The 22141-nt window shown below is 72.8% G+C and carries 20 protein-coding genes; 12 read left to right on the forward strand and 8 right to left on the reverse strand.

Translation table 11 applies throughout. The features are described 5' to 3' along the window. Nucleotides 1-197: 197 nt before the first annotated feature. The 7 genes from ACFV61_RS00165 to ACFV61_RS00195 form a co-directional block, all read right to left on the reverse strand. Nucleotides 198-1583, reverse strand: coding sequence for an 8-oxoguanine deaminase (locus ACFV61_RS00165; RefSeq protein WP_380489138.1), 1386 nt, complete (start codon nucleotides 1581-1583; stop codon nucleotides 198-200). Nucleotides 1584-1651: 68 nt separating this feature from the next. After that, nucleotides 1652-3130, reverse strand: coding sequence for a nucleobase:cation symporter-2 family protein (locus tag ACFV61_RS00170; protein WP_380489141.1), 1479 nt, complete (start codon nucleotides 3128-3130; stop codon nucleotides 1652-1654). Nucleotides 3131-3431: 301 nt separating this feature from the next. Beyond that, nucleotides 3432-4352 (reverse strand): factor-independent urate hydroxylase, encoded by a 921-nt coding sequence (gene pucL / locus ACFV61_RS00175; RefSeq protein WP_380489143.1) that lies wholly within the window; start codon nucleotides 4350-4352, stop codon nucleotides 3432-3434. A gap of 32 nt (nucleotides 4353-4384) precedes the next feature. Next, nucleotides 4385-4720, reverse strand: coding sequence for a hydroxyisourate hydrolase (uraH, locus tag ACFV61_RS00180; protein ID WP_063350005.1), 336 nt, complete (start codon nucleotides 4718-4720; stop codon nucleotides 4385-4387). A gap of 90 nt (nucleotides 4721-4810) precedes the next feature. Then, complete coding sequence (gene uraD / locus ACFV61_RS00185) at nucleotides 4811-5314, reverse strand: 2-oxo-4-hydroxy-4-carboxy-5-ureidoimidazoline decarboxylase (protein WP_380489145.1); 504 nt, start codon at nucleotides 5312-5314, stop codon at nucleotides 4811-4813. Between the two features lie 274 nt (nucleotides 5315-5588). Then, on the reverse strand, nucleotides 5589-5969 hold the full coding sequence (locus ACFV61_RS00190) for a helix-turn-helix domain-containing protein (RefSeq protein ID WP_380489147.1): 381 nt from the start codon (nucleotides 5967-5969) through the stop codon (nucleotides 5589-5591). Then, nucleotides 5966-6211 carry a thiamine-binding protein gene (locus ACFV61_RS00195; RefSeq protein WP_079136014.1) on the reverse strand — a complete coding sequence of 82 codons (246 nt, stop codon included), beginning with the start codon at nucleotides 6209-6211 and terminating at the stop codon, nucleotides 5966-5968. The genes ACFV61_RS00190 and ACFV61_RS00195 overlap by 4 nt, the downstream gene beginning before the upstream one ends. 224 nt (nucleotides 6212-6435) lie before the next feature. Between ACFV61_RS00195 and ACFV61_RS00200 the strand changes: the two genes are divergently transcribed. The 12 genes from ACFV61_RS00200 (at nucleotide 6436) to ACFV61_RS00255 (ending at nucleotide 21348) form a co-directional block, all read left to right on the forward strand. Further along, on the forward strand, nucleotides 6436-7347 hold the full coding sequence (locus tag ACFV61_RS00200; protein WP_380489149.1) for a TIM barrel protein: 912 nt from the start codon (nucleotides 6436-6438) through the stop codon (nucleotides 7345-7347). Nucleotides 7348-7420: 73 nt separating this feature from the next. Further along, nucleotides 7421-8308, forward strand: a complete 888-nt coding sequence (locus ACFV61_RS00205; RefSeq protein WP_363367147.1) for a 2-hydroxy-3-oxopropionate reductase — start codon at nucleotides 7421-7423, stop codon at nucleotides 8306-8308. Nucleotides 8309-8782: 474 nt separating this feature from the next. Further along, nucleotides 8783-9925, forward strand: a complete 1143-nt coding sequence (locus ACFV61_RS00210; RefSeq protein WP_380489152.1) for a glycerate kinase — start codon at nucleotides 8783-8785, stop codon at nucleotides 9923-9925. Between the two features lie 251 nt (nucleotides 9926-10176). Further along, nucleotides 10177-11580, forward strand: coding sequence for an allantoinase AllB (gene allB, locus ACFV61_RS00215; protein ID WP_380489153.1), 1404 nt, complete (start codon nucleotides 10177-10179; stop codon nucleotides 11578-11580). A gap of 9 nt (nucleotides 11581-11589) precedes the next feature. After that, nucleotides 11590-12849, forward strand: coding sequence for an allantoicase (gene alc / locus ACFV61_RS00220; RefSeq protein ID WP_380340201.1), 1260 nt, complete (start codon nucleotides 11590-11592; stop codon nucleotides 12847-12849). 117 nt (nucleotides 12850-12966) lie between these two features. Beyond that, complete coding sequence (locus ACFV61_RS00225) at nucleotides 12967-14427, forward strand: catalase (RefSeq protein WP_063350012.1); 1461 nt, start codon at nucleotides 12967-12969, stop codon at nucleotides 14425-14427. 327 nt (nucleotides 14428-14754) lie between these two features. Further along, nucleotides 14755-15534: an IclR family transcriptional regulator gene (locus tag ACFV61_RS00230; protein ID WP_063350013.1), complete on the forward strand. Its 780-nt coding sequence runs from the start codon at nucleotides 14755-14757 to the stop codon at nucleotides 15532-15534. Between the two features lie 272 nt (nucleotides 15535-15806). Continuing rightward, nucleotides 15807-16724 carry a metal-dependent hydrolase gene (locus ACFV61_RS00235; protein WP_063350014.1) on the forward strand — a complete coding sequence of 306 codons (918 nt, stop codon included), beginning with the start codon at nucleotides 15807-15809 and terminating at the stop codon, nucleotides 16722-16724. Nucleotides 16725-16854: 130 nt separating this feature from the next. Then, nucleotides 16855-17940, forward strand: coding sequence for a PDR/VanB family oxidoreductase (locus ACFV61_RS00240; RefSeq protein WP_380489156.1), 1086 nt, complete (start codon nucleotides 16855-16857; stop codon nucleotides 17938-17940). Between the two features lie 27 nt (nucleotides 17941-17967). Next, nucleotides 17968-18831 (forward strand): M24 family metallopeptidase, encoded by an 864-nt coding sequence (locus ACFV61_RS00245; RefSeq protein WP_380489158.1) that lies wholly within the window; start codon nucleotides 17968-17970, stop codon nucleotides 18829-18831. After that, nucleotides 18828-20612 (forward strand): SDR family oxidoreductase, encoded by a 1785-nt coding sequence (locus ACFV61_RS00250; protein ID WP_380489161.1) that lies wholly within the window; start codon nucleotides 18828-18830, stop codon nucleotides 20610-20612. Before ACFV61_RS00245 ends, ACFV61_RS00250 begins: the two co-directional genes overlap by 4 nt. Nucleotides 20613-20727: 115 nt before the next feature. Beyond that, on the forward strand, nucleotides 20728-21348 hold the full coding sequence (locus tag ACFV61_RS00255; protein ID WP_380489163.1) for a LysE family translocator: 621 nt from the start codon (nucleotides 20728-20730) through the stop codon (nucleotides 21346-21348). Between the two features lie 9 nt (nucleotides 21349-21357). Here ACFV61_RS00255 and ACFV61_RS00260 read toward each other — a convergent pair. Beyond that, on the reverse strand, nucleotides 21358-22141 hold a 784-nt coding region (locus ACFV61_RS00260), incomplete at its 5' end, for an XdhC family protein (RefSeq protein WP_380489166.1).

Genomic DNA, 22141 nt, shown 5'->3' on the forward strand with positions numbered 1-22141 from the left:
ATTCGAATTCTGTGTTTTGGGGGCGGTGGCCGCCCACCCGCCCCCCCCCCCCCGGGCCCCCCCCCCCCCCCCCCCGCGCGGGGGGGGGGGGGGGCGGCGGTCCGCGCGCCGGCCGGGAAGGCCGGGTTGCGGAGTCCGGGTCACGCACCGTCCCTGGGCGGCCCGGAGTTCAGGGGTGGAGGAGCAGCAGCGGGGCGTCAGAGCGGCCGGGCGGCGAGCTCCTTGGCGGCACGGGCGCAGGCGCGGGCGATCCGGTCCTCGTTGACGGTGGTCAGCTGGCCCTTCTCGACGACGGCGTTGCCGTTGACGAACAGCACGGCCAGCGGCGGCAGGGCGCCGAAGGTGAGGGCGGCGACCGGGTCGGCGATGGAGGAGTGCAGGACGCCGTCGATCTTCCACAGCGCCAGGTCGGCGAGCTTGCCGACCTCGATCGAGCCGATCTCGTCCTGGCGGCCGAGCACCCGGGCGCCGCCCATGGTGCCCAGCCGCAGCGCCTGGCGGCCGGTGAGGGCGGTCGGGGAGCCGTGCAGACGGTTGATCAGCAGGGCGTTGCGCAGCTCGGTGCCGAGTTCGCCGGACTCGTTGGAGGCGGTGCCGTCGACGCCGAGGCCGACCGGGACGCCGGCCCTGAGCATGTCGGGGACGCGGGCGATCCCGGCGGCCAGCCGGGCGTTGGAGGAGGGGCAGTGGGCCACGCCGGTGCCGGTCTCGGCGAACTTGGCGATGTCGGAGTCGTTCATGTGGACGCAGTGCGCCATCCAGACGTCCTCGCCGAGCCAGCCGACGGACTCGAAGTAGTCGGTCGGGCCCATGCCGAACAGTTCCTTGCAGAACTGCTCCTCCTCGGCGGTCTCCGAGCCGTGGGTGTGCAGCCGGACGCCCTTGCGGCGGGCGAGTTCGGCGGACTGGCGGAGCAGGTCGGTGGAGACCGAGAACGGCGAGCAGGGCGCGATCGCGACGTGCAGCATCGAGCCGAAGGAGGAGTCGTGGTAGGTGTCCACGGCGGCCTCGGAGGCGGTGAGGATGTCGTCGAGCTCCTCGACCGCGTGGTCCGGCGGGAGGCCGCCGTCCTTCTTGCTGCGGTCCATGGAGCCGCGCAGCGCGGTGAACCGCAGGCCGAGCTCCTGGACGGCTTCGATGGAGGCGCCGAGGACGTCGCCGCCGTCCTTGGGGAAGACGTAGTGGTGGTCGGAGGCCGTGGTGCAGCCGGACTTGAGGAGGGCGGCGGCGGAGCCCTGGCTCGCGGCGTGGACCAGCTTCTCGTCGATCCGGGCCCAGGTCGGGTAGAGGGCGACGAGCCAGTCGAAGAGGATGTCGTCCTGGGCGAGGCCGCGGGTGATCCACTGGTAGAAGTGGTGGTGGGTGTTGACCAGGCCGGGGGTGATCAGGTGGCCCTCGCCGTTGATCCGGCGCACCACGTTGTCCAGCCACTGCGGGGCAGGTCCGTCGCCGACCGACTCGATCGTGTTGCCGAGGATGACCACGTGGCCGCGGGCGTACTCGGTGTCGGCGGCGTCGACGGTGGCGATCGCGACGTTCTCGATGACGATCCGCTGGTCGGCGGGTGGGGGCTGGACTGCCATGGTGTCACTCCTATGGGGGAGGGCCGGGAGGGGCGTGCGCCAAGCGGCGTGCGCCCCTCCCGGGCCGGTCAGGACGGTGTCGCCGTCGGCACCGTCGCGCCGGAGGTCTTGCCGGATCTGGTCCGGCGGGCGGCTCCGACGTGGTGGAAGAGCAGGTTGAGCAGGACGGCCATCACGCAGCCGACCGAGATCCCGGAGTGCATCAGGGTCCGGACGGCCTCCGGGAAGGAGTCGTAGAAGGTCGGCACCGCGATGGGGATGATGCCGACGCCGAGCGACACGGACACCAGGATGGTGTTCGAGCTGGACTCCATCCCAGCCTCCGCGAGGGTGCGGATGCCACTCGCCGCGACGGTGCCGAAGAGCACGATCCCGGCGCCGCCCAGGACGGGCTGCGGCACCAGGGAGACGAGCGACCCGAGCACGGGGAAGAGCCCGAGCAGGATCAGGATGCCGCCGCCGGCCGCGACCACGAAGCGGCTGCGGATCTTGGTCAGCGCCACCAGCCCGATGTTCTGGGCGAAGGCGCTGGCGGCGAAGCCGTTGAAGACGGGGCTGAGCGCGGTGGCCAGTCCGTCGGCCCGCAGGCCGGCGGCGAGCGTGGGTTCGTCGGCCTCGCGCTCGACGATCTTGCCCAGGGCGAGCATGTCGGCGGTGGACTCGGTCATGGCGACCACCATGACGATGCACATCGAGACGATCGCGGCGGCGTCGAAGACGGGCGCGCCGAAGTGGAACGGGGAGGGGAGCGCGAAGACCTTCGCGTCCTTGACCGCGCCGAAGTCGGCCAGGCCCAGCGGGAAGGCGATCAGGGTGCCGAGCGCCAGGCCGATGAGCAACGAGAGCTGCTGCCAGAAGCCGCGCAGCAGCCGGTTGCAGAGCACCACCGCGACGAGGGTGATCGCGGCGAGCCCGACGGCCCGCATGGAGCCGTATCCGGGGGCGCCCGGCGAGCCGCCGCGCGCCCAGTTGACCGCCACCGGAAGCAGGGACACCCCGATGAGGGTGATCACGGTGCCCTGGACGACCGGGGGGAAGAACCGGATGAGCTTGCAGAAGTACGGTGCCGCGAGGAAGCACAGGATCCCCGCGACGATCACCGCTCCGAAGATCACCGGGAGGGCGTCCTTCGGGCCCCCCGTTCTTTCGATGGAGCCCTTGGCTATGGCGATCATGGGCGCGACTCCCGCGAAGGAGACGCCGTTGACGAACGGCAGTCGCGCGCCGATCTTCCAGATGCCGAGGGTCTGGAGCAGGGTGGCCAGTCCGGCGGTGAACAGGCTGGCCGATATGAGCAGGGCGAGTTCGGCGGGGGAGAGCCCGACGCCGGCGCCGACGATGAGCGGGGGTGCGACGACTCCCGCGTACATCGCGGCGACGTGCTGGAGTCCGGTGGAGAAGAGCTTCACCGGGGGCAGCAACTCGTCCACGGGGTGGGTTCCGGGCCCGGACGGCTCACCGGGGAGGTGTGCCGACGTGCCGTCCGGGCCAGGGGTTCTTTCCGGGGTGGAACCGCCGTCTTTACTGCTGGTGTCGCTGGGTGCCATGTCGAGCCCCTCTTGTGCCCGTGACTCCCGGCGCGCCCGCGGCGCTGGAGCTGCCCCGAGGGCGGGACGGCGGTGCAGGAGTCCCTCGGGGCGCTTCTCCAGTGCCCCGGGCCGGCCGCCGCGAGGCAGACACGAACTCCGGTGGGTGGGGGTGGAGAAACTGGTGGAACGGGTGGCGCTGGTGGGGCAGATCGTGCTGGTGGGGCTGGTGGTGCGGGTACTGCGGCCCGCCCGGACGCGGCCGGCGTTCGGGGGCCGGCGGGTGCGGCGATTCCGGGCGGTGTCCATGGGGGTGGGGCGGTCAGGCGACGGGGATGACCGGGGCGACGCCCTCGCGGTGCACGGTGCCCTCGATGAGGCCGTACATCCGGTCGGCGGCGTAGTAGACCTCGTTGTCGTTCTTGAGGCCGAAGGGCTCCAGGTCGACGAGGAAGTGGTGCTTGTTGGGCAGCTCCAGGCGGACTTCGTCGACCTCGGCGCGGTTGTTGAGGACCCGGGTGCCCATCGAGTGCAGGGTCTGCTGCAGCGAGTAGGAGTAGGTCTCGGCGAAGGCCTCCAGCAGGTGCCGCCGCACGTGGGTGTAGGAGCGGTTCCAGTTGGGCTGGGCCTGGCCGTCCCGGCCGTCGTAGCCGTACTTCCAGCGAGCAGTGACCTGGGTGGCGAGGATGCGGTCGTACGCCTCTTGCAGGGTGGTGTACTTGTCCTTGATGTAGCCCCAGAACTCCGAGTTGGTGGAGTTCATGACGATGAGGTCCTTGAGGCCGGAGACGACCTGGACGGTCTCGCCGTCGTAGACGATCTCGGTGGTGCGGGTCTCCTGGCCGTTGCGGACGAAGGAGTGGCCGACCTCCTCCGAGCCGATGAAGCGGGCCGAGTTGTCCGGGGTCTTGATCCGGTCCCAGGCGTACTCCTCGATCCGGATCCGGGCGCTGTGCACGACGCCGCGCTCGGTGTCGTCGACGAAGTGGCGGGCCAGGATGATGCCGAAGGCCTCGGCCGACTCGATCCCGTGCTCCTTGGCGAAGGCGTACACGGTGTTCTTGGTGGTGTCGGTGGGGAGGCAGTTGGCGTTCGACCCGGTGAGGTGGACGTCCTCGAACTCGCCCCGGAGGGAGACCGAGACGTTCAGGTCCTTGATCTCGTGCCGGGTGGAGTCGCGGTAGACCCGCACGATGCGGTTCTCCGCCTTGCCGTACTGGTTCTGACCGAGCACGTGGGCCATGACGTGGCTCCTAGAGCTTCCAGGTCGGTCTACTAGCTTCCGCGGTAGACCGAGTATCCGAACGGGTTGAGCAGCAGCGGCACGTGGTAGTGGTGCTGCGCGGGCGCGACCGTGAAGACGATCGAGACCTCGGGGAAGAACGGCGGCTCCGCGGACTTGAGCGCGTGGTAGGCGCGGGTGTCGAAGAGCAGCCGGACGACCGAGCCCGCCTCCACGGCCGGCAGGTCCTTGGCCCGGCCGTCGGAGTCCGTGGCGGAGGTGCCGAGCACCTGCCAGCCACCCTCGGTGTGCAGTGCGAGCTCGACCGGGACGCCCTCGGCCGGGCGGCCGAGGCTGGTGTCGAGCACGTGGGTGGAGATGCCAGTCATGGGTGAAGTGACCTTACTGATGGCAGAGGTGATCATTCGTCAGTAAATTCTAACGATCCGTCAGGATCTGTCAGGGTTTGCCAGGGCCTGTCAGGATGCGTCGAGCAGGCGATTGAGCCGAATGTCGTTGATCTTGCGCAGTTCGCCCCGGACGATCTCCGCCTCGGTGGCGGCGTCGTTGGTGTGGCGCTCGCGCAGGGCGGCGAGCATGGTGGCCGCGGTGCGGCCGGTCGCGCAGATCAGGAACACGTGACCGAACTTGGCCTCGTAGGCGGTGTTGGCCTCGTGCAGTTCGTCGAGGAGGGCTCGGTCCGCGCCCTGGACGCCGGCCTGCTCCCGCTGCGAGCTGGCGTCGCCGGTCCTGGGCTTGCCGATCCGGGCGTGGCCGGCCATCGCGTCGTGCAGGTCGGCGACCGTCAGCCCGGCCATGGCCGCCGCGTTGGCGGTGAGCAGGGACTCCCGGTCGGGCCAGGGCCTGGCCCGCGCGACGTCGGCGGCCCAGTGGGGGCTGGAGCAGACCTCCAGCAGAACGGCTTCCAGGTCCGCGGTGTCGGCCGCGGCCAGGGCGTCAAGGGTGTGGGGGTGGTTGGTCACGGGTGGACCTCCTGAAGAGTGGTGCCACCCGCACAAGCTAGATCCACCCCACCCGGCCGTCAACACTTTGTTGAACGGTTGGTGGTTACGTTTTGAACCGGCCGCCGTTGCCGGCGCGATTCGTGTGCGATTCGCCAAGTGCGCCCCGCCGGGGGCTGGTTCGGACTGGCCGCGCCGGCGGGGTCCGTCCGTTCGGAAGGTTTCCGTCAGGAGGAAGTCCTGGCGGAAGTGCTGGAGGAATCGACCGGGGAATCGACCGGGGGATCGGTCGGGGTCAGGAGGGCTTCGTGCCGTCCTGGCGGTTGAGGTAGTTGTACACCGTGAACCGGCTGACGCCGAGCGCCGAGGCGACCGTCTCGACCCCGTGGCGGACGGTGAAGGCGCCGCGCTCCTCCAGGAGGGCGACGACCCGCTGCTTCTCCCCGCGGTCCAGCTCGGCCAGCGGGCGGCCGTCGAACTGGCGGGCCATCTCGGCCAGCAGCCGGTCCAGGGCACTGCTCAGGTGCGGCAGCCGGACGGCGAGCGCCGGGGTGCCCTCCCACTCCAGGACGACGTCCTCGGACTTCGCCTCGTCCAGTCGGACGGGCGTCGCGCCGACGGCGTCCAGCAGCGGCTTGATCGCCAGGGCGAGCGGGTGTTCCACGTGCTCGGTCACGGCGTACCGCCCTCCTCGCCGAGCACGCTGACCTGGACCGAGATCCGGGTCGCGCCCGCGGTCAGGGTCTCCCGGAGCAGCTTGGTCACCGCGGCGAGCACCTGGTCGGCCTCGCCCTCGGCGCCGGTCCCGAAGGGGCCGACCGAGACGGCCAGGCCGGCCTCGTCGACGACCTGGCGGGCCGCCGCGGCGTGCTCGGGGAACGTGTCCAGTTCGAACGGTTCTGTCGTGAACTCCACCATCAATCGCACGTGCTCACTGTAGCGAGCGCCGGTGCGGGCGGGCAGGGGCCGGTCGATCCGACGGCCGCGGTGCCGGCGGGAGGGGGTTCCGGGTTCGCGTCCGGACTTCTTCAACAAAATGTTGCGGCGGTCTTGACACCTGCCCGCCGAGCCGGAGATGCTTCCACCAAGCAGAATCCCTCTTCCGGATCGTGGAAGTTGCGGATCTCGGAAGAGAGTGAGAGGTGAGTGACGTGACGGCCGCTTCCCGGCACAGCTTCACGGTCAACCTGTCGATCCTGTTCGGCGAACTGCCGCTGCTGGAGCGTCCCGCCGCGGCCGCCGCCGCCGGTTTCACCGCCGCCGAGCTGTGGTGGCCCTTCGGCGCCGAGCCCACCCCGTCCGAAGGCGAGCTGGACACCCTCCGCAAGGCCTTCGGAGACGCGGGCGTGCGGCTCACCGGCCTCAACTTCCTGGACGACCTCACCCTCGGGGCCCGCGGCACCGTCTCGGTGCCCTCCGAGAAGGACCGCTTCCGGGCCAACGTCCCGGTCGCCGCGGGGCTCGCCGCCTCGCTCGGCGCCAAGGCGCTCAACGCGCTGTACGGCAACCGGATCGAAGGCGTCGCGGCCGCCGAGCAGGACGCCCTCGCGCTGGAGAACCTGGTGCTCGCCGCCGGGGCCGCGCACGAGATCGGTGCGATCCTGCTGATCGAGGCCCTCAACACGGCGGAGTCCCCGGACTACCCGCTGGTCTCCGCGGCCGCCGCGGTCGAGGTGGTCGACAAGGTCAACGCCGCCACCGGCCTGGGCAACGCGAAGTTCCTCTGCGACCTGTACCACCTGGCCAGGAACGGCGAGGACCTGCCGGCCGTCATCGACGCCTACGCCGACCGGTTCGGCCACGTGCAGATCGCCGACAACCCGGGCCGCAACGAGCCCGGCACCGGCGGGCTGGACTTCGAGGACCTCTTCGCCCGGCTCACCGCCGCCGGCTACACCGGCCCGATCGGCCTGGAGTACCGGCCCTCCACCGGCGTCAGCGCCGACAGCTTCGGGTGGCTGCCGCGCGAGCATCGCGCCGCCGAGCAGCCGCCGAGTAGGCGCCGAGTAGGCGAGCACCGCCGCCGTGTGAGCGGGCACGGCACCGCTGCGTAGGCGGGCCACACGCCGCCGAGCAAGCCCGGCCCACCACCCTCCCCACCCCACGAACGACGTAAGGAACGACGCGATGAGCCGCAAGATCGCCTTCATCGGCCTCGGCATCATGGGCAGCCCGATGGCCGCCAACCTGGTCAAGGCCGGCCACCACGTCACCGGCTACAACCTCACCCAGCCGCAGATCGACGCCCTGGTCGCGGCCGGCGGCCACGGCGCCACCAGCATCGCGGACGCGGTGAAGGACGCCGAGGTCGTCATCACCATGGTTCCGGCGGACCCGCACGTCGAGCAGGCCGTCCTGGGCGAGGGCGGCGTGCTGGAGAACGCCAGGCCCGGCACCCTCGTGATCGACATGTCCTCGATCACCCCGCAGACCTCCCAGAAGGTCGAGGCGGCCGCCAAGGAGAAGGGCGTGCGTACCCTGGACGCCCCGGTCTCCGGTGGCGAGGCCGGTGCCGTCGAGGCGGTGCTGTCGATCATGGTCGGCGGTGCCGCCGAGGACTTCGCCGAGGCCAAGCCGCTGTTCGACGTCCTGGGCACCACGGTCATCCACGTCGGCCCGTCCGGCGCCGGCCAGACCGTCAAGGCCGCCAACCAGCTGATCGTCGCCGTCAACATCCAGGTGCTCGCCGAGGCCGTGGTGTTCCTGGAGAACGCCGGCGTCGACCTGCCCGCCGCGCTGGACGTGCTCGGTGGCGGCCTGGCCGGTTCGACCGTGCTGAACCGCAAGAAGGCGAACATGGTCGGCCGCGAGTTCGCCCCCGGCTTCCGGATCGACCTGCACCACAAGGACATGGGCATCGTCACCGACGCCGCCCGCGCCGTGGGCGCCGCGCTGCCGGTCGGCGCCGTGGTGGCCCAGTTGGTCGCCTCCGCCCGCGCCAACGGCGACGGCTCGCTCGACCACTCGGCGCTGCTGCGCGGTGTCGAGCGCCTCTCGGGCCGCGAGGTCAAGTAGGGCCCCGGGGCCCCTCGGGGCCCCCGTGAACTCCTCCTGGTGGCGTGTACCTCATCCGGTCGTGCCCGCGCCACCAGGAGGCCAGACCCGACCGGCAGGCGGGCCGGGGCTCATCCGCTCGCCCGCCGGTCGATCCAGCCGGTGAGGCGTACTCCCCTGTCGGGGGCACTTCGGTCGTGCCGGTACGCCTCGCCTGGCCCCCTCCCCGCCGAGGGGAGCCTCTCGTACGTCGGAAGCGGGACGAGGGGAACGGCGGGGAGGGGGTCGCACCCTCCCGCCGGGAGTCGCACCCTCCCGGCGGGAGGCGTATCTCCTGACCGGAGGCGTATCTCCTGACCGGGGGCGTATCTCCCGAGTCTCCCGAGCGGGGACGTTTCTCCTGACGGGGGGTCGCACCCCAGGTGCACCCGGGCCCATGCTTGGCACAGGCTGTCGAAACATCGCCAGACCCCGTACGGAAGTGAGGACCGCACCATGCCCGTCACCCCCCACCAGGGCCATGTGGTCGTAGCTCCCGACAAGTTCAAGGGCACCCTGGAGGGCGCCGAGGTCGCCGCCCGGATCGCCGCCGGCGTCCGGCGCGCCGCGCCCGGCGTCGAGGTGCGCGAACTGCCCGTCGCCGACGGCGGCGAGGGCACCCTGGCCGCCGCGCTCGCGGCCGGCTTCACCCGCGTCCCGGCCAAGGTGGCCGGCCCGACCGGCCTGCCGGTGGACGCCGCGCTGGCCGTGTGGGAGGACACCGCCGTGGTCGAGCTGGCGCAGTCCTCCGGTCTCGCCCGGCTCCCCGGCGGCCGCACCGCCCCGCTCGCGGCCGGTTCCTACGGCGTCGGCCAGCTGATCGGCCGGGCCGTGGCGCTCGGCGCCAAGCGGATCGTGCTCGGCCTCGGCGGCAGCGCCTGCACCGACGGCGGCGCGGGCATGGTCCAGGCCCTCGGGGCCCGCCTGCTCGACGCGGAGGGCGCCGAACTGCCCCCCGGCGGAGCCGCGTTGCGCAGGCTCGACCGGATCGAGCCCGGCCCGCTGGCCGACGTGCTGGCCGGCGTCGAGATCGTCGTGGCCTGCGACGTGGACAACCCGCTGCTCGGCCCGCGCGGCGCCACCGCCGTCTACGGCCCGCAGAAGGGCGCCGACGGCGACGACCTGGTGATCCTGGAGGAGGGCCTGACCCGCTTCGCCGACCAGGTCGCCCTGGCCACCGGACGGGACGTGCGCGACGCCCCCGGCGCCGGGGCCGCCGGCGGGGTGGGCTTCGCCGCCCTCGCGCTGCTCGGCGCCACCATGCGACCCGGTATCGAGCTGCTGCTCGAACTGCTGGGTTTCGACGAGGCCGTGCGTGGGGCACGCCTCGTCGTGACCGGCGAGGGCTGTCTGGACGCGCAGACGCTCCACGGCAAGGCCCCCGCCGGCGTTGCCGCGGCGGCCGCCCGGGCGGGGGTTCGGGTAGCTGCCGTGGCGGGGCGGCTGGAGCTGTCCGAGCCCGAGTGGCGGGCCGCCGGGTTCACCGCCGCGATCGCCCTCACTGACCTCGCCGAGCGGCCGGGGGACAGCATGACCAAGGCCGGCGAGCTGGCCGAGGTCGCGGGGGAGCGGCTGGCGGGCGAGCTGCTGGCCGGCTGATCCCTCGTGCCGATCCGCCGCACCCCGGTCCCGCACGCCGATCGGTCGGGCCGATCCCTCATGCCGATGGGGCGTGCGGATCCCCCGTACGTTTCCCTCGTACGTTCCTCCATTGACGTTTTGTTGAAGGCGGGCCTAGGCTCCCGGCAATCCTTCGCTTCCCCGCCCGGTTCCCTCCCGGTTCCCCGCCCGGTTCAAGCCCGGTTCCTGCCCGGCGCCCACCCCCAACTTCCAGGTTTCGGAGGTCTCCCATGCCTTTCAGCCAGCCAGCGGTGATCCGCTCCCGACGGGTGGTCCTGCCCGACGGTGAGCGCCCCGCCGACGTGCTGATCCGGGACGGGAAGATCGAGCAGGTCGCCGCGTACGGCTCGCTCCTCGCGGGCGACCGACCCGACGGCGACGGCGGCCTCGCCGACCTCGGCGACACCGCCCTGCTGCCCGGCCTGGTCGACACCCACGTGCACGTCAACGAGCCCGGCCGCACCGAGTGGGAGGGCTTCGCCACCGCCACCCGGGCCGCCGCGGCCGGCGGCGTCACCACGATCATCGACATGCCGCTCAACTCCGTCCCGCCCACCACCACGCTGGACGGCCTGGCCGCCAAGCGGAAGGCCGCGGACGGCCAGGCCTGGGTCGACCTCGGTTTCTGGGGCGGCGCCGTCCCCGGCAACGTCCCGGACCTCGCACCGCTGCACGAGGCCGGCGTGTTCGGCTTCAAGAGCTTCCTCGCCCCCTCCGGCGTCGACGAGTTCCCGCACGTCGAGGCCGCGGACCTGGAGGCCGCGCTGGCCGAGCAGGCCCGGCTCGGGGCGCTGGCGATCATCCACGCCGAGGACCCGGCCGTGCTGGCCGCCGCCCCGCAGCAACCCGGCGTCCACTACCGCGACTTCCTCGCCTCCCGCCCCGCCGACGCGGAGACCGCTGCCGTCGCCGTCCTGCTCGACACCGCCCGGCGCACCGGCGCCCGCGTCCACATCCTGCACGTCTCCTCCGCCGCCGTGCTGCCGCTGCTGCGCCAGGCCCGCGAGGACGGCGTCCAGGTCACCGCCGAGACCTGCCCGCACTACCTGACCCTGGCGGCCGAGCAGGTGTCGGATGGCGACACCGCCTTCAAGTGCTGCCCGCCGATCCGCGACGAGACCAACCGCGACCTGCTCTGGCAGGCCCTGGCGGACGGCGAGTTCATCGCCGTCGTCTCCGACCACTCGCCCTCCACCCCCGACCTCAAGCTGCTGCCCGAGTACGGCGGCAGCGGTGACTTCGCGGCCGCCTGGGGCGGCATCGCCTCCCTGCAACTGGGCCTGCCGGCGATCTGGACCGAGGCCCGCCGCCGCGGCCACGGCCTCGCCGACGTGGTCCGCTGGATGTCCGCCGGACCGGCCGAACTCGCCGGCCTCACCGGGGTCAAGGGCGCCATCGCGGCGGGCTGCGACGCCGACCTGGTCGCCTTCGACCCCGACGGCGAATTCGCCGTTCACCCCCGCGAGTTGCACCACCGCAACCCCGTGACCCCGTACGCGGGCCGGACGCTGACCGGCGCGGTCCGCACCACCTGGCTGCGCGGCCGCGCGGTGGACGTCTCGGCCGAGCCCTTCGGCCGCCCGCTCACCCGGCCCGCCGCCGCCCCCACCACCCCGTCCGATCGCCCGTCCTGAGGAGACTTCGTGACCACTGCCGACACCCCGAGCGCTCCCTTCACCGAGCTGGTCAACCTGGCCTCGCGGCTGCTCGGCGCGGGCGTCGTCGCCACCAACGAGGACACCTTCGCCGACGCCGAGAACCTCCTGGTCGCCAAGCCCGCCGAGTTCCGCCCGCACACCTTCGGCCACAAGGGCCAGATCATGGACGGCTGGGAGTCCAAGCGCCGCCGCGGCGTCTCCGCCGACCAGCCCCACCCCACCGACCAGGACCACGACTGGGCGATCGTCCGGCTCGGCGCCGGCGGTGTGGTCCGCGGCCTGGTCGTGGACACCGCCCACTTCACCGGCAACTACCCGGAGAGCGCCTCCGTCGAGGCCGCCTCCGTGCCCGGCCACCCCTCGCCCGAGGAAGTCGCGGACGCCGAGTGGACCACGCTGGTGCCGCGCACCCCGCTCCAGGGCGACACCGCCCACGAGTTCGCCGTCGAGGACGCCAACCGCTACACCCACATCCGCCTCAACATCTTCCCGGACGGCGGCGTCGCCCGGCTGCGCGTCCACGGCGAGGTGCTGCCCGACCCGCGCGAACTGGACGGCCTCACCTTCGACCTGGCCGCCCAGGAGTACGGCGGCGTGGCCGAGGCGGCGTCCGACCGCTACTTCTCCTCCCCGCACAACCTGAACGCTCCCGGCCGCGCCTCCGTCATGGGCGAGGGCTGGGAGACCCGGCGTCGGCGCGACAAGGCCAACGACTGGGTGCAGATCGCCCTGGCCGGGGGCGGTGAGGCCCTGGCCGCCGAGGTGGACACCACCCACTTCGTCGCCAATGCCCCCGGCTGGGCCGACCTCGTCGGCTTCGACGCCTCGACCGGGGCGGACCCGGCCGACGGCGAATGGTTCGAGATCCTGCCCCGCACCCGCCTGCAGCCCGACACCCGGCACCGCTTCCGGCTCGACGCCGGCCGCCCGGTGACCCACGTGCGCATCAACGTCCACCCGGACGGCGGCCTCGCCCGCCTCCGGCTCACCGGCCGCCTCACCGAGGCCGGCCGCGCGGCCCTCGCACTGCGCTGGTTCAACGCCGTCCCGGCCGCCGAGGCCGCCGCGGCCCTCACCGAGGCCGGCCTGACCGCCGACGAGGCCGCCGCGCTGACCGCCGCCCGCCCGCTGGCGGACCAGACCGCGGCCGCCGGGGCCGTCGCCGCGCTCCGGCCCGCCGACGGCCCCGACGGCGAGCACTCCTCCCGCCGCCGCTCGGCGGTGTGGCGCCTGCTGGGCGCCTGACGCCCGTTCGGCGATCCGGCGCCCGTTCGGCGATCAGGCGGAGCCCTGCGCCACAATCTGACGCTGCGTCACTTCACTCTCCACGCACTGCTTTTATCGACACCTGAAGGACCCTCCATGTCCAAGATCCTGACCACGGAGTCCGGCGCCCCGGTCGCCGACAACCAGAACTCGGCCTCGGCCGGCGAGTACGGCCCGCTGCTGATCCAGGACCAGCAGCTGCTGGAGAAGCTGGCCCGCTTCAACCGCGAGCGCATCCCGGAGCGCGTCGTGCACGCCCGCGGCTCCGGCGCGTACGGCTACTTCGAGGTCACCGACGAGGTGTCGCAGTACACCCGCGCGGACTTCCTCGCCGAGGTCGGCAAGCGCACCGAGGTCTTCCTGCGGTTCTCCACCGTGGCCGGCAACCTGGGCTCCAGCGACGCGGTGCGCGACCCGCGCGGCTTCGCGCTGAAGTTCTACACCGCGCAGGGCAATTACGACCTGGTCGGCAACAACACCCCGGTGTTCTTCATCAAGGACCCGCTCAAGTTCCCCGACTTCATCCACTCGCAGAAGCGCGACCCGTACACCGGCGTGCAGGAGGCGGACAACGTCTGGGACTTCTGGGCCCACTCGCCCGCCTCGACCCACCAGATCACCTGGCTGTTCGGCGACCGCGGCATCCCGGCCTCCTACCGCCACATGAACGGCTACGGCTCGCACACCTACCAGTGGGTCAGCGCCGAGGGCGACGCCTACTGGGTCAAGTACCACTTCAAGACCAACCAGGGCATCCGCTCGCTGGACGGCGACCAGTCCGCCGAGGTGCTCGGTGCCGACGCCGACTCGCACCAGCGCGACCTGCACCAGGCCATCGAGCGCGGCGTGTTCCCGTCCTGGACCCTCTACGTCCAGCTGATGCCGGTGGCCGAGGCCGCGGACTACCGCTTCAACCCGTTCGACCTCACCAAGGTGTGGCCGCACGCCGACTACCCGCTGGTCAAGGTCGGCCGCCTGGTGCTCAACAGGAACCCGGAGAACGTCTTCGCCGACGTCGAGCAGTCCGCGTTCTCGCCGAACAACTTCGTGCCCGGCATCGGCCCCTCCCCGGACAAGATGCTCCAGGGCCGCCTGTTCGCCTACGCCGACGCCCAGCGCTACCGCCTCGGCGTCAACCACACCCAGCTGCCGGTGAACGCCCCGCGCGCCACCGAGGCGGACAACTACGGCCGCGACGGCCTCCACGCCGTCAACAAGTCCGGCCGCGGCAAGAACTACGAGCCCAACTCGTACGACGGCCCCGCCCAGACCGACACCGCGCTCGCCGCGCCGGTCCGGCTGGACGGCTACACGGGCACCTACACCACGCCGGCCCACACCAAGGACGACGACTTCTTCCAGGCCGGCGAACTGTACCGGCTGATGTCCGCGGGCGAGAGGACCCGGCTGATCGACAACATCGCGGGCTTCCTCGCCCAGGTGAGCCGCGACGACGTGGTCGAGAAGAACCTCGCCCACTTCCACGCCGCGGACGAGGAGTACGGCGCCCGCCTGGAGGCGGCCGTCGCCAAGCTGCGGGCGGGCGACGAGGGCTGAGCCGCCTCGCTATGGCGTGCCACGTGCAACGAGGGCTGGGCCACCCCGTCGTGCCGCGCCTCGCGTGACGCCCCGCTGACCGACTGACCCGCCCCCACCGGCCGCCGGGGCCCCGCAACCCGGCGGCCGCGGGACGGGCTCCTCCCCCCCGGGGCAGTGGGGGAGGGGTCCGTCGTGCTGTCCTCCACTACCGTTCCTCCAGGCGATCGGTGGGTGCTCCACGGAATGTTCACGGATATTCACGGACGGCAGTCGCCGGGCCCGCCGGGTCGATAGGCTGGAGGGCGCCCGCGGTCGCTCCGTGGGGGGACATCGGAAGGGGACGACATGTCGACACCAGCCCCGGGTCGCCACGCCGCGCTGGACCAGGGCCTCGCCGGCCCGTTCACCTCCCTGCAGCACGCCCTCAGACTGCTGGAGGCCGTCGACCGGCATCCTGACGGTGCCACCCTGGTCGCCCTCGCGCGGGAGACCTCGCTCGGCCTGCCGACCGTCCGGCAGCTCGCCGAGATCCTGGAGATCGAGGGCTACCTCCAGTGCCAGGACGGCGGTTGGGTGCTCGGCGGTACCTTCGCCCTGCTCGGCCAGCACAACCGGGAGCAGCTGGTGAAGGCCCGGCTGAACCGCAAACTCGCCGAGCTGCGGGACGAGTTGGGCGCGGCCGTGTACTTCACCCGCTACCACGACGGCGAGTTGTCGGTGGAGGCGGTGTCCGCGGCCGAGTACGCTCCGGCCGTGCAGGAGTGGGTGGACTTCCGGGCCACCGCGCACGCCAGCGCGATCGGCAAGTGCCTGCTCGGCCAGCTCGACGCGGACGCCCGCTGGGACCACCTCTCCCGCCACCCGGTGGCCCGGCTCACCTCCCGGACCGTCACCGACGCCGACCAGCTGATGCACCGGCTGGAGCGGCAGCCGGCCACCGTGCCGGTGCTGGACATCCAGGAGTACGCGCTCGGCACGGTGTGCGCGGCCGTCCCGATCACGGCGGGCAGCACGGTCGGCTGCCTGGCCACGTCGATGCCGGTGGACAACGTGCACAAGCTGAAGGCCGCCGCCGAACTGCTGGCGGCCAGGGCGGCGCCGCTGATGCTGGCGATGGCGGTCTGACGGCCGGTCGCTCCCGTGGGCCCCGCCGGATCCGAGTGATCCGGCGGGGCTCGCGTGTTTGTCTGCGGGCGTGTTGGTTCACAGGCGCGCTGGTTCGCAGGCGTGTTCGTTCACGGGCGCGTCCGTTCGCAAGCGTTTCCGGTGACGGCCCCGGAGTGCGTCACTTATTAGACTCGATGTCGATAAGAGTCGCCGAACCCCTTGTCCCGACCGCTACCCGCGAGTACGTTTCCCTGAGTCGAGCCGCCGCCCCGAGGTCAGGAGGGCCTGCCGTGCCCCGCTCAACCCCCGTACCCGCCCTTGCCGTCCCCGCCGCGCGCGTCCACGACAGCCTCGTCCTCGAACCCCGGGACGTCCGCTTCGACTGGGACCGGCTGCCGCTGCACTGGATTCCTGACGAGCCGATGGCCACCCACGTCATCAACGTGCTGCACCTGCTGCTGCCCGAGGGCGAGCGCTGGTTCGTCAAGGTCTTCAAGGAGGCGCTGCCGCTCATCCGCGACGAGCAACTGCGCGAGGAGGTCCTCGGGTTCATCGGCCAGGAGGCCATCCACGCCGAGGCGCACCAGGAGGTCCTCGACCACCTGCTCGGCCAGGGGCTCGACCCGCGTCCGTACGTCCGGCAGATCGCCTGGCTGTTCCAGCGCGTCCTCGGTGACAAGCCCGGGCTCAGCCCCGCGCGGCGACGCGAGAACCTCATCGAGCGGGTCGCCTTCGTGGCGGCGATCGAGCACTTCACCGCCTTCCTCGGCAACTGGGCGCTCAACTCCCCTGGCCTGGACCGCGCCAAGGCCGACCCGACGATGCTCGACCTACTGCGCTGGCACGGCGCCGAGGAGGTCGAACACCGCAGTGTCGCCTTCGACCTGATGGTCCACCTCGACCCCGGCTACCTGCGCAGGGTCCGCGGCATGGCGGTCTCCGGGCCGCTGCTCGTCCACCTCTGGGTGCGCGGCGCCCGCTTCCTGCTCGCCGCCGACCCCACCCTCGGCGGACGGCTCAAGCCCACCTGGCGCGAGGCCGGCAAGATCGCCAAGCGCGGCCTGCTGCCCGACCCGCTCCGGTCGATCCGCTCCGGCCTGCGCTACCTGCGGCCCGGCTACCACCCCACCCAGGAGGGCTCCTCCAGCCAGGCCCTCGGCTACCTCGCCGCCTCCCCTGCCGCCCGCGCGGCGGCAGGGGGCCACTGACAGGGTTCAGACGACAGATTTCAGATAACAGATAACAGATAACAGAAAACGTTATCTGTTATCTGAAATCTGAACTCTGAAACTTGTCACCCGTCGCCCGCGCCCCCTCCCAGACGCCAAGGACCGCCGGATGGACCTGCTCAACCCGCCCCCCGACCTCTACGGCCGCCCCCGCGCCGACGCGTTCATGCGCCGGCTCACCGCCTTCGGCGACCGCTACACCCCAGCCCTCGGCAGCCCCCTGCTGCGCCGCAACCCCCGCCGCCCGCTCAGCCGCCCCACCCCGCCGCTCCAGCTGGTCGTCGCCGCCCGCCGCCAACTCGCCTCCGACGTCGTCGAATTGCGACTCGCCGACCCCTCCGGCGGCCCGCTCCCCGGCTGGCAGCCCGGCGCCCACCTGCGCCTCGCCCTGCCCTCCGGCCGCGAACGCCACTACTCGCTCTGCGGCGACCCCGCCGACCGCGCCGCCTACCGGATCGCCATACGGCGACTGCCCGAGGGCGGCGGCGGCTCCGTCGAGATCCACGACACCCTGCACCCCGGCAGCCGCCTCACCGCCCGCCGCCCGCGCAACGGCTTCGCCTTCTGCGCCGAGCCCGCCGTCCTGCTGCTCGCCGGCGGCATCGGCATCACCCCGCTGCTCCCGATGGCCCGCGAGGCGCAGCGGCACGGCCTGGACTGGCGCCTGGTGCACGTCGGCCGCAGCGCCGACACCCTCCCGTACGCGGACGAGCTGCGCGCCCTCGACCCGCGCCGGGTGGTGCTGCGCACCGACGACGAGCACGGCGTGCCGACCGGCGCCGACCTGCTCGCCCACGCCCCGCACGGCGCCGCCGTCTACTGCTGCGGCCCGGCCCCGATGCTCACCGCCGTGCAGCGCGCCCTGGACGAATCCCCCTCCACCGCCCTGCACTTCGAGCGCTTCGGCGCCGCCCCGATCATCGGCGGCGAGCCCTTCGCCCTGCGGCTGGGCGTCGACGGCCCGGCGCTGGAGGTCCCCGCCGACCGCTCCGCCCTGGACGTGCTGCGCGAAGCCCGCCCCGACCTCCCGTACTCCTGCCACCAGGGCTTCTGCGGCACCTGCGAGGTCCGCCTGCTGGCCGGTGCGCCCGAGCACCGGGACCGCCGGCTCACCCCCGAGCAGCGTGCCGCCGGCGCCGTGCTGCCCTGCGTCTCCCGGGCCGCCGAGGGCGAGACCCTGGTGCTCGACCTGTAGCGTGCTCGACCTGTAGAAGGAGCCCCGATGGCGAACCCCCCGACCTTCCCCTACGACGAGCGCGACCTCGCCCGCTTCCGCGAGACCCAGCAACTCGCCTACGACTGCGCCGAACAGGTCGCCGCCTGGATCGAGCCGGGCGTCACCGAGCGCCAGGCCACCTCCGAACTGCGACGCCGCCTGGTCGCCGCCGGGGTGCAGGACTTCTTCCACGTCCCGTTCGCCTGGTTCGGCGACCGCACGGCCTTCCGGCACTTCCACACCCCGCTCCAGTTCTTCGCCGGCAACCGCCGCCTGGAGGAGGGCATGCCGTACGTCCTGGACTGCGCGCCCATCGTCGACGGCTACACCGCCGACATCGGCTACGGCGGCAAGGTCGGTGAGAACCGGGTCTGGGACCGCCTGGCCGCCGACCTCCAGGTGTACCGCGAGCTGATCCTCGCCGAGGTGCGCGCCCGCCGTCCGCTCAACGAGGTGTACGCGGCCGTGGACGCGCAGATCGCCGCGCACGGCTACGACAACCGCCACCAGGTCTACCCGGGCCGGGTGATCGGCCATCAGGTCACCCGCACCACCGTGCGCGGCCCGGCCGGGGTCAACGTCCTCGGCTTCGGCGTGCGCACCCTGCAGACCCTCGGGCGCGAGCTGATCTCCGAGCGCCTGCAAGGCCGTTCACCGCTCTGGGCGGACGGCCGGTCGTCCCGGCACGCGCCCACCCCGGGCCTGTGGGCGGTCGAGCCGCACATCGGCTTCCGCGGCGTGGGCATCAAGTTCGAGGAACTGCTGGTGGTCACCGAGGACGACGCCCACTGGCTCGACGACGACCTGCCGCACGTCCGCCGCTGGACGGCGGGCGCCGCCCACGACGTTGCCCTGGAGGCCGCCCGATGACCACCCCCGCCGCAGACGCCCCGAAGGCCGCAGCTGCCCCGAAGGCGCCGGCCGCCCCGCCCGTGCGCCGCCGCACCGTGCACTCCGACGGCCTCCCGCTCGCCGTCTTCGAACAGGGCGACCCGGCCGCCCCCACCGTCCTCCTGGTGCACGGCTACCCGGACACCCACGCGGTCTGGGACGACGTCGCCGCCGACCTCGCCCGCGACCACCACGTGGTCCGCTACGACGTGCGCGGCGCCGGCGAGTCCGGAGTACCCGCCACCCGGGACGGCTACCGGCTGCAGCACCTGGCCGCCGACCTGTTCGCGGTCGCCGACGCCGTCAGCCCCGACCGCCCGGTGCACGTGGTCGCCCACGACTGGGGCTCGCTGCAGTCCTGGGAGGCCGTCACCGAGCCCGGCTCCGAGCGGCGGATCGCCTCGTACACCACCATGTCCGGCCCCTGCCTGGACCACATGGGGTACTGGCTGCGCCACCGGATGCGCCGGCCCACCCCGCGCCACCTGCGCCAACTCCTCCACCAGGGCCTGCACTCCTGGTACATCACGGCCTTCCACCTGCCCTTCCTCGCCCCCGGCGTGTGGCGCCTGGGCCTGGCCCGGGCCTGGCCGCGGGTGCTGCGCGACCTGGAGCAGGTCACCCCGCGGCCCGACCACCCGCAGCCCGGCCTGCGCCGCGACGCCGTCCGCGGCATCGAGCTGTACCGGGCCAACTTCCGCCCCACGCTGCGCAGTCCGCGCGAGCGGCCGACGCAGGTGCCGGTCCAGCTGATCACCCTCACCCGGGACCGCTACGTCGCGCCGTTCCTCTCCGAGGGGCTGGAGCGCTGGGTGCCCGAGCTGACCCGACGGACGCTGCACGCCGGCCACTGGTCGGCGCTGCTGGAGAAGGGAGCCACCGTGGCCGAGATGGTCCGCGAGTTCACCGCCCGCATCGAACGCGGGACCGCCGAGCCGGCCCGGGAGCAGGGCGACGGCCGGCTGGTCGTCGTCACCGGCGGCGGCAGCGGCATCGGCCGGGCCACCGCGCTCGCCTTCGCCGAGGACGGCGCCCGCGTCGTGGTCTGCGACCTCGACCTCGCCGACGCCGAGCGCACCGCCGAACTCGCCTCGCTGCTCGGCCCGCAGGCACACGCCTACCGGGTGGACGTCGCCGACGGCGCTGCGATGGACGCCTTCGCCCAGACGGTCGCGGAGGAGCACGGGGTGCCCGACGTGGTGGTCAACAACGCCGGCATCGGCCACTCCGGGACGTTCCTGCAGACCACCGAGAAGGAGTGGCAGCGCGTCCTGGACGTCAACCTCTGGGGCGTCATCCACGGCTGCCGCGCCTTCGGCACGCTGATGGCCGACCGCGGCCGCGGCGGCCACCTGGTCAACGTTTCCTCGGCCGCCGCCTACCTGCCGTCCAAGGCGCTCACCGCGTACGCGACCAGCAAGGCCGCGGTGTTCATGCTCTCGGACTGCCTGCGCGCCGAACTCGCCGGGCACGGCATCGGCGTCTCCACCATCTGCCCGGGCATCGTCAACACCAACATCACCCGCACCTCCACCTTCTCCGCGACCACCGCCGACCAGCAGGCCGCCAAGCAGGCCCGCGCCGCCAGGCTCTACGCCCGCCGCGGCTTCCCCCCGGAGAAGGTCGCCACCGCCATCCTCACCGCCGTCCGCACCGGCAAGCCGGTCGTCCCCGTCACCCCCGAGGCCAAGGCCGCCCGCTTCCTCTCCCGCCTCAGCCCCGGCCTCCTGCGCCTGGCAGCCCGCCTCAACGTCACCTGAGCGGCCCCTGCGGGCCTGCGGTATCGGCAACACTTGCTCCCGTATATCGCAGGCCCGCTTCGCTCCGGGAGGTTGACCCGAGGGCCCCATCGGGCCTGTGAGAGCATCGAGGCCCATGGAGATGACAACGGCTCTGTGGTCCTTCGCCCTCGTCGTGGGGCTGCTCACGCTGACACCCGGGCTCGATACCGCGCTGGTGCTGCGCACGTCCGCGCTCGGGCGGCGGCGTCAGGCGTGGGGGGTGGTGCTGGGGATCCAGACCGGGACGCTGGTCTGGGGGACGCTGACCTCGGCCGGGGTGACGGCGCTGCTGACCGCCTCGCAGGTGGCGTACGAGGTGCTGCGCTGGGGCGGGGCCGCGTACCTGGTGTGGATGGGCGTCGGCATGCTGCGCAGCCGGGGCGGGGAGGCGGCGGCCGAGGAGGAGCCGGCCGAGGGCGGCTTCGGGTACGGCTGGCGGCGCGGCACGCTGACCAATCTGCTGAACCCCAAGGTCGGGGTGTTCTACGTGGCCGTGCTGCCGCAGTTCATCCCCGCTGGGGACCCGCACTTCGCCGCCGGGGTGGCGCTCACCTGCGTCCACGTGGTGGAGGGCGTGCTGTGGTCGGCGGTCCTGGTCGGTTTCGCCCAGGCGCTGCGCGGCTGGTTGCGCCGCCCGGCTGCTCGGAGGCTGATGGACCGGGTGACCGGCGCGGTGGTGGTGGGCTTCGGCGTGAAGCTGGCGCTGAGCGACTGACCGCCGGCCTCAGGCGGCGTGCGTCCGGTGCGTGCGTCGTGCCCGGGGCTCTTCGGGGGTGGCCGGTGCCTCGTGGTGGATCGGGCCGTCCCCGGCGTTGAGCGGCAGGCAGCTGCCGCCGCGCCGGTGGGCGATGATCTCGGCGGCGACGGACACGGCCGTCTCCTCAGGGGTGCGGGCGCCGAGGTCGAGGCCGATGGGGGAGCGCAGCCGGCCGATCTCGGCCTCGGTGAGCCCGACCTCGCGCAGCCGCGCCTCGCGGTCGCGGTGGGTGCGGCGCGAGCCCATCGCGCCGACGTAGCCGACCGGCAGCCGCAGGGCGCGTTCCAGCAGCGGGATGTCGAACTTGGCGTCATGGGTGAGCACGCAGAGCACGGTGCGCCCGTCGATCCGGTCGAGCTGGGAGTCGAGGTAGCGGTGCGGCCAGTCGACGACGACCTCGTCGGCCTCGGGGAAGCGCTGCTTCGTGGCGAAGACGGGCCGGGCGTCGCAGACGGTGACGCGGTAGCCGAGGAAGCGGCCGATCCGGACGACGGCGGCGGCGAAGTCGATGGCGCCGAAGACGAGCATCCGCGGTGCGGGCACGTAGGACTCGACGAAGCAAGTGACGGTGCCCTGGTCGCGGTCGTCGCAGGGGCGTCCGTCGAGGCCGAGCACGATCCGGCCGGTGCGTCCGGCGTCGAGCATGGCCCGGGCCTCGGTGACGATCGCCTGTTCCAGCGCGGTCAGGAGGTGTCGTGCGGGGCGCGTCGCCGCAGGGGCGGCGGCGGGGGGGGCGGGGGGGCGGGGCGTC

Origin of the sequence: Kitasatospora sp. NPDC059817, assembly GCF_042731835.1 — a bacterium.
Lineage (GTDB): Bacteria > Actinomycetota > Actinomycetes > Streptomycetales > Streptomycetaceae > Kitasatospora.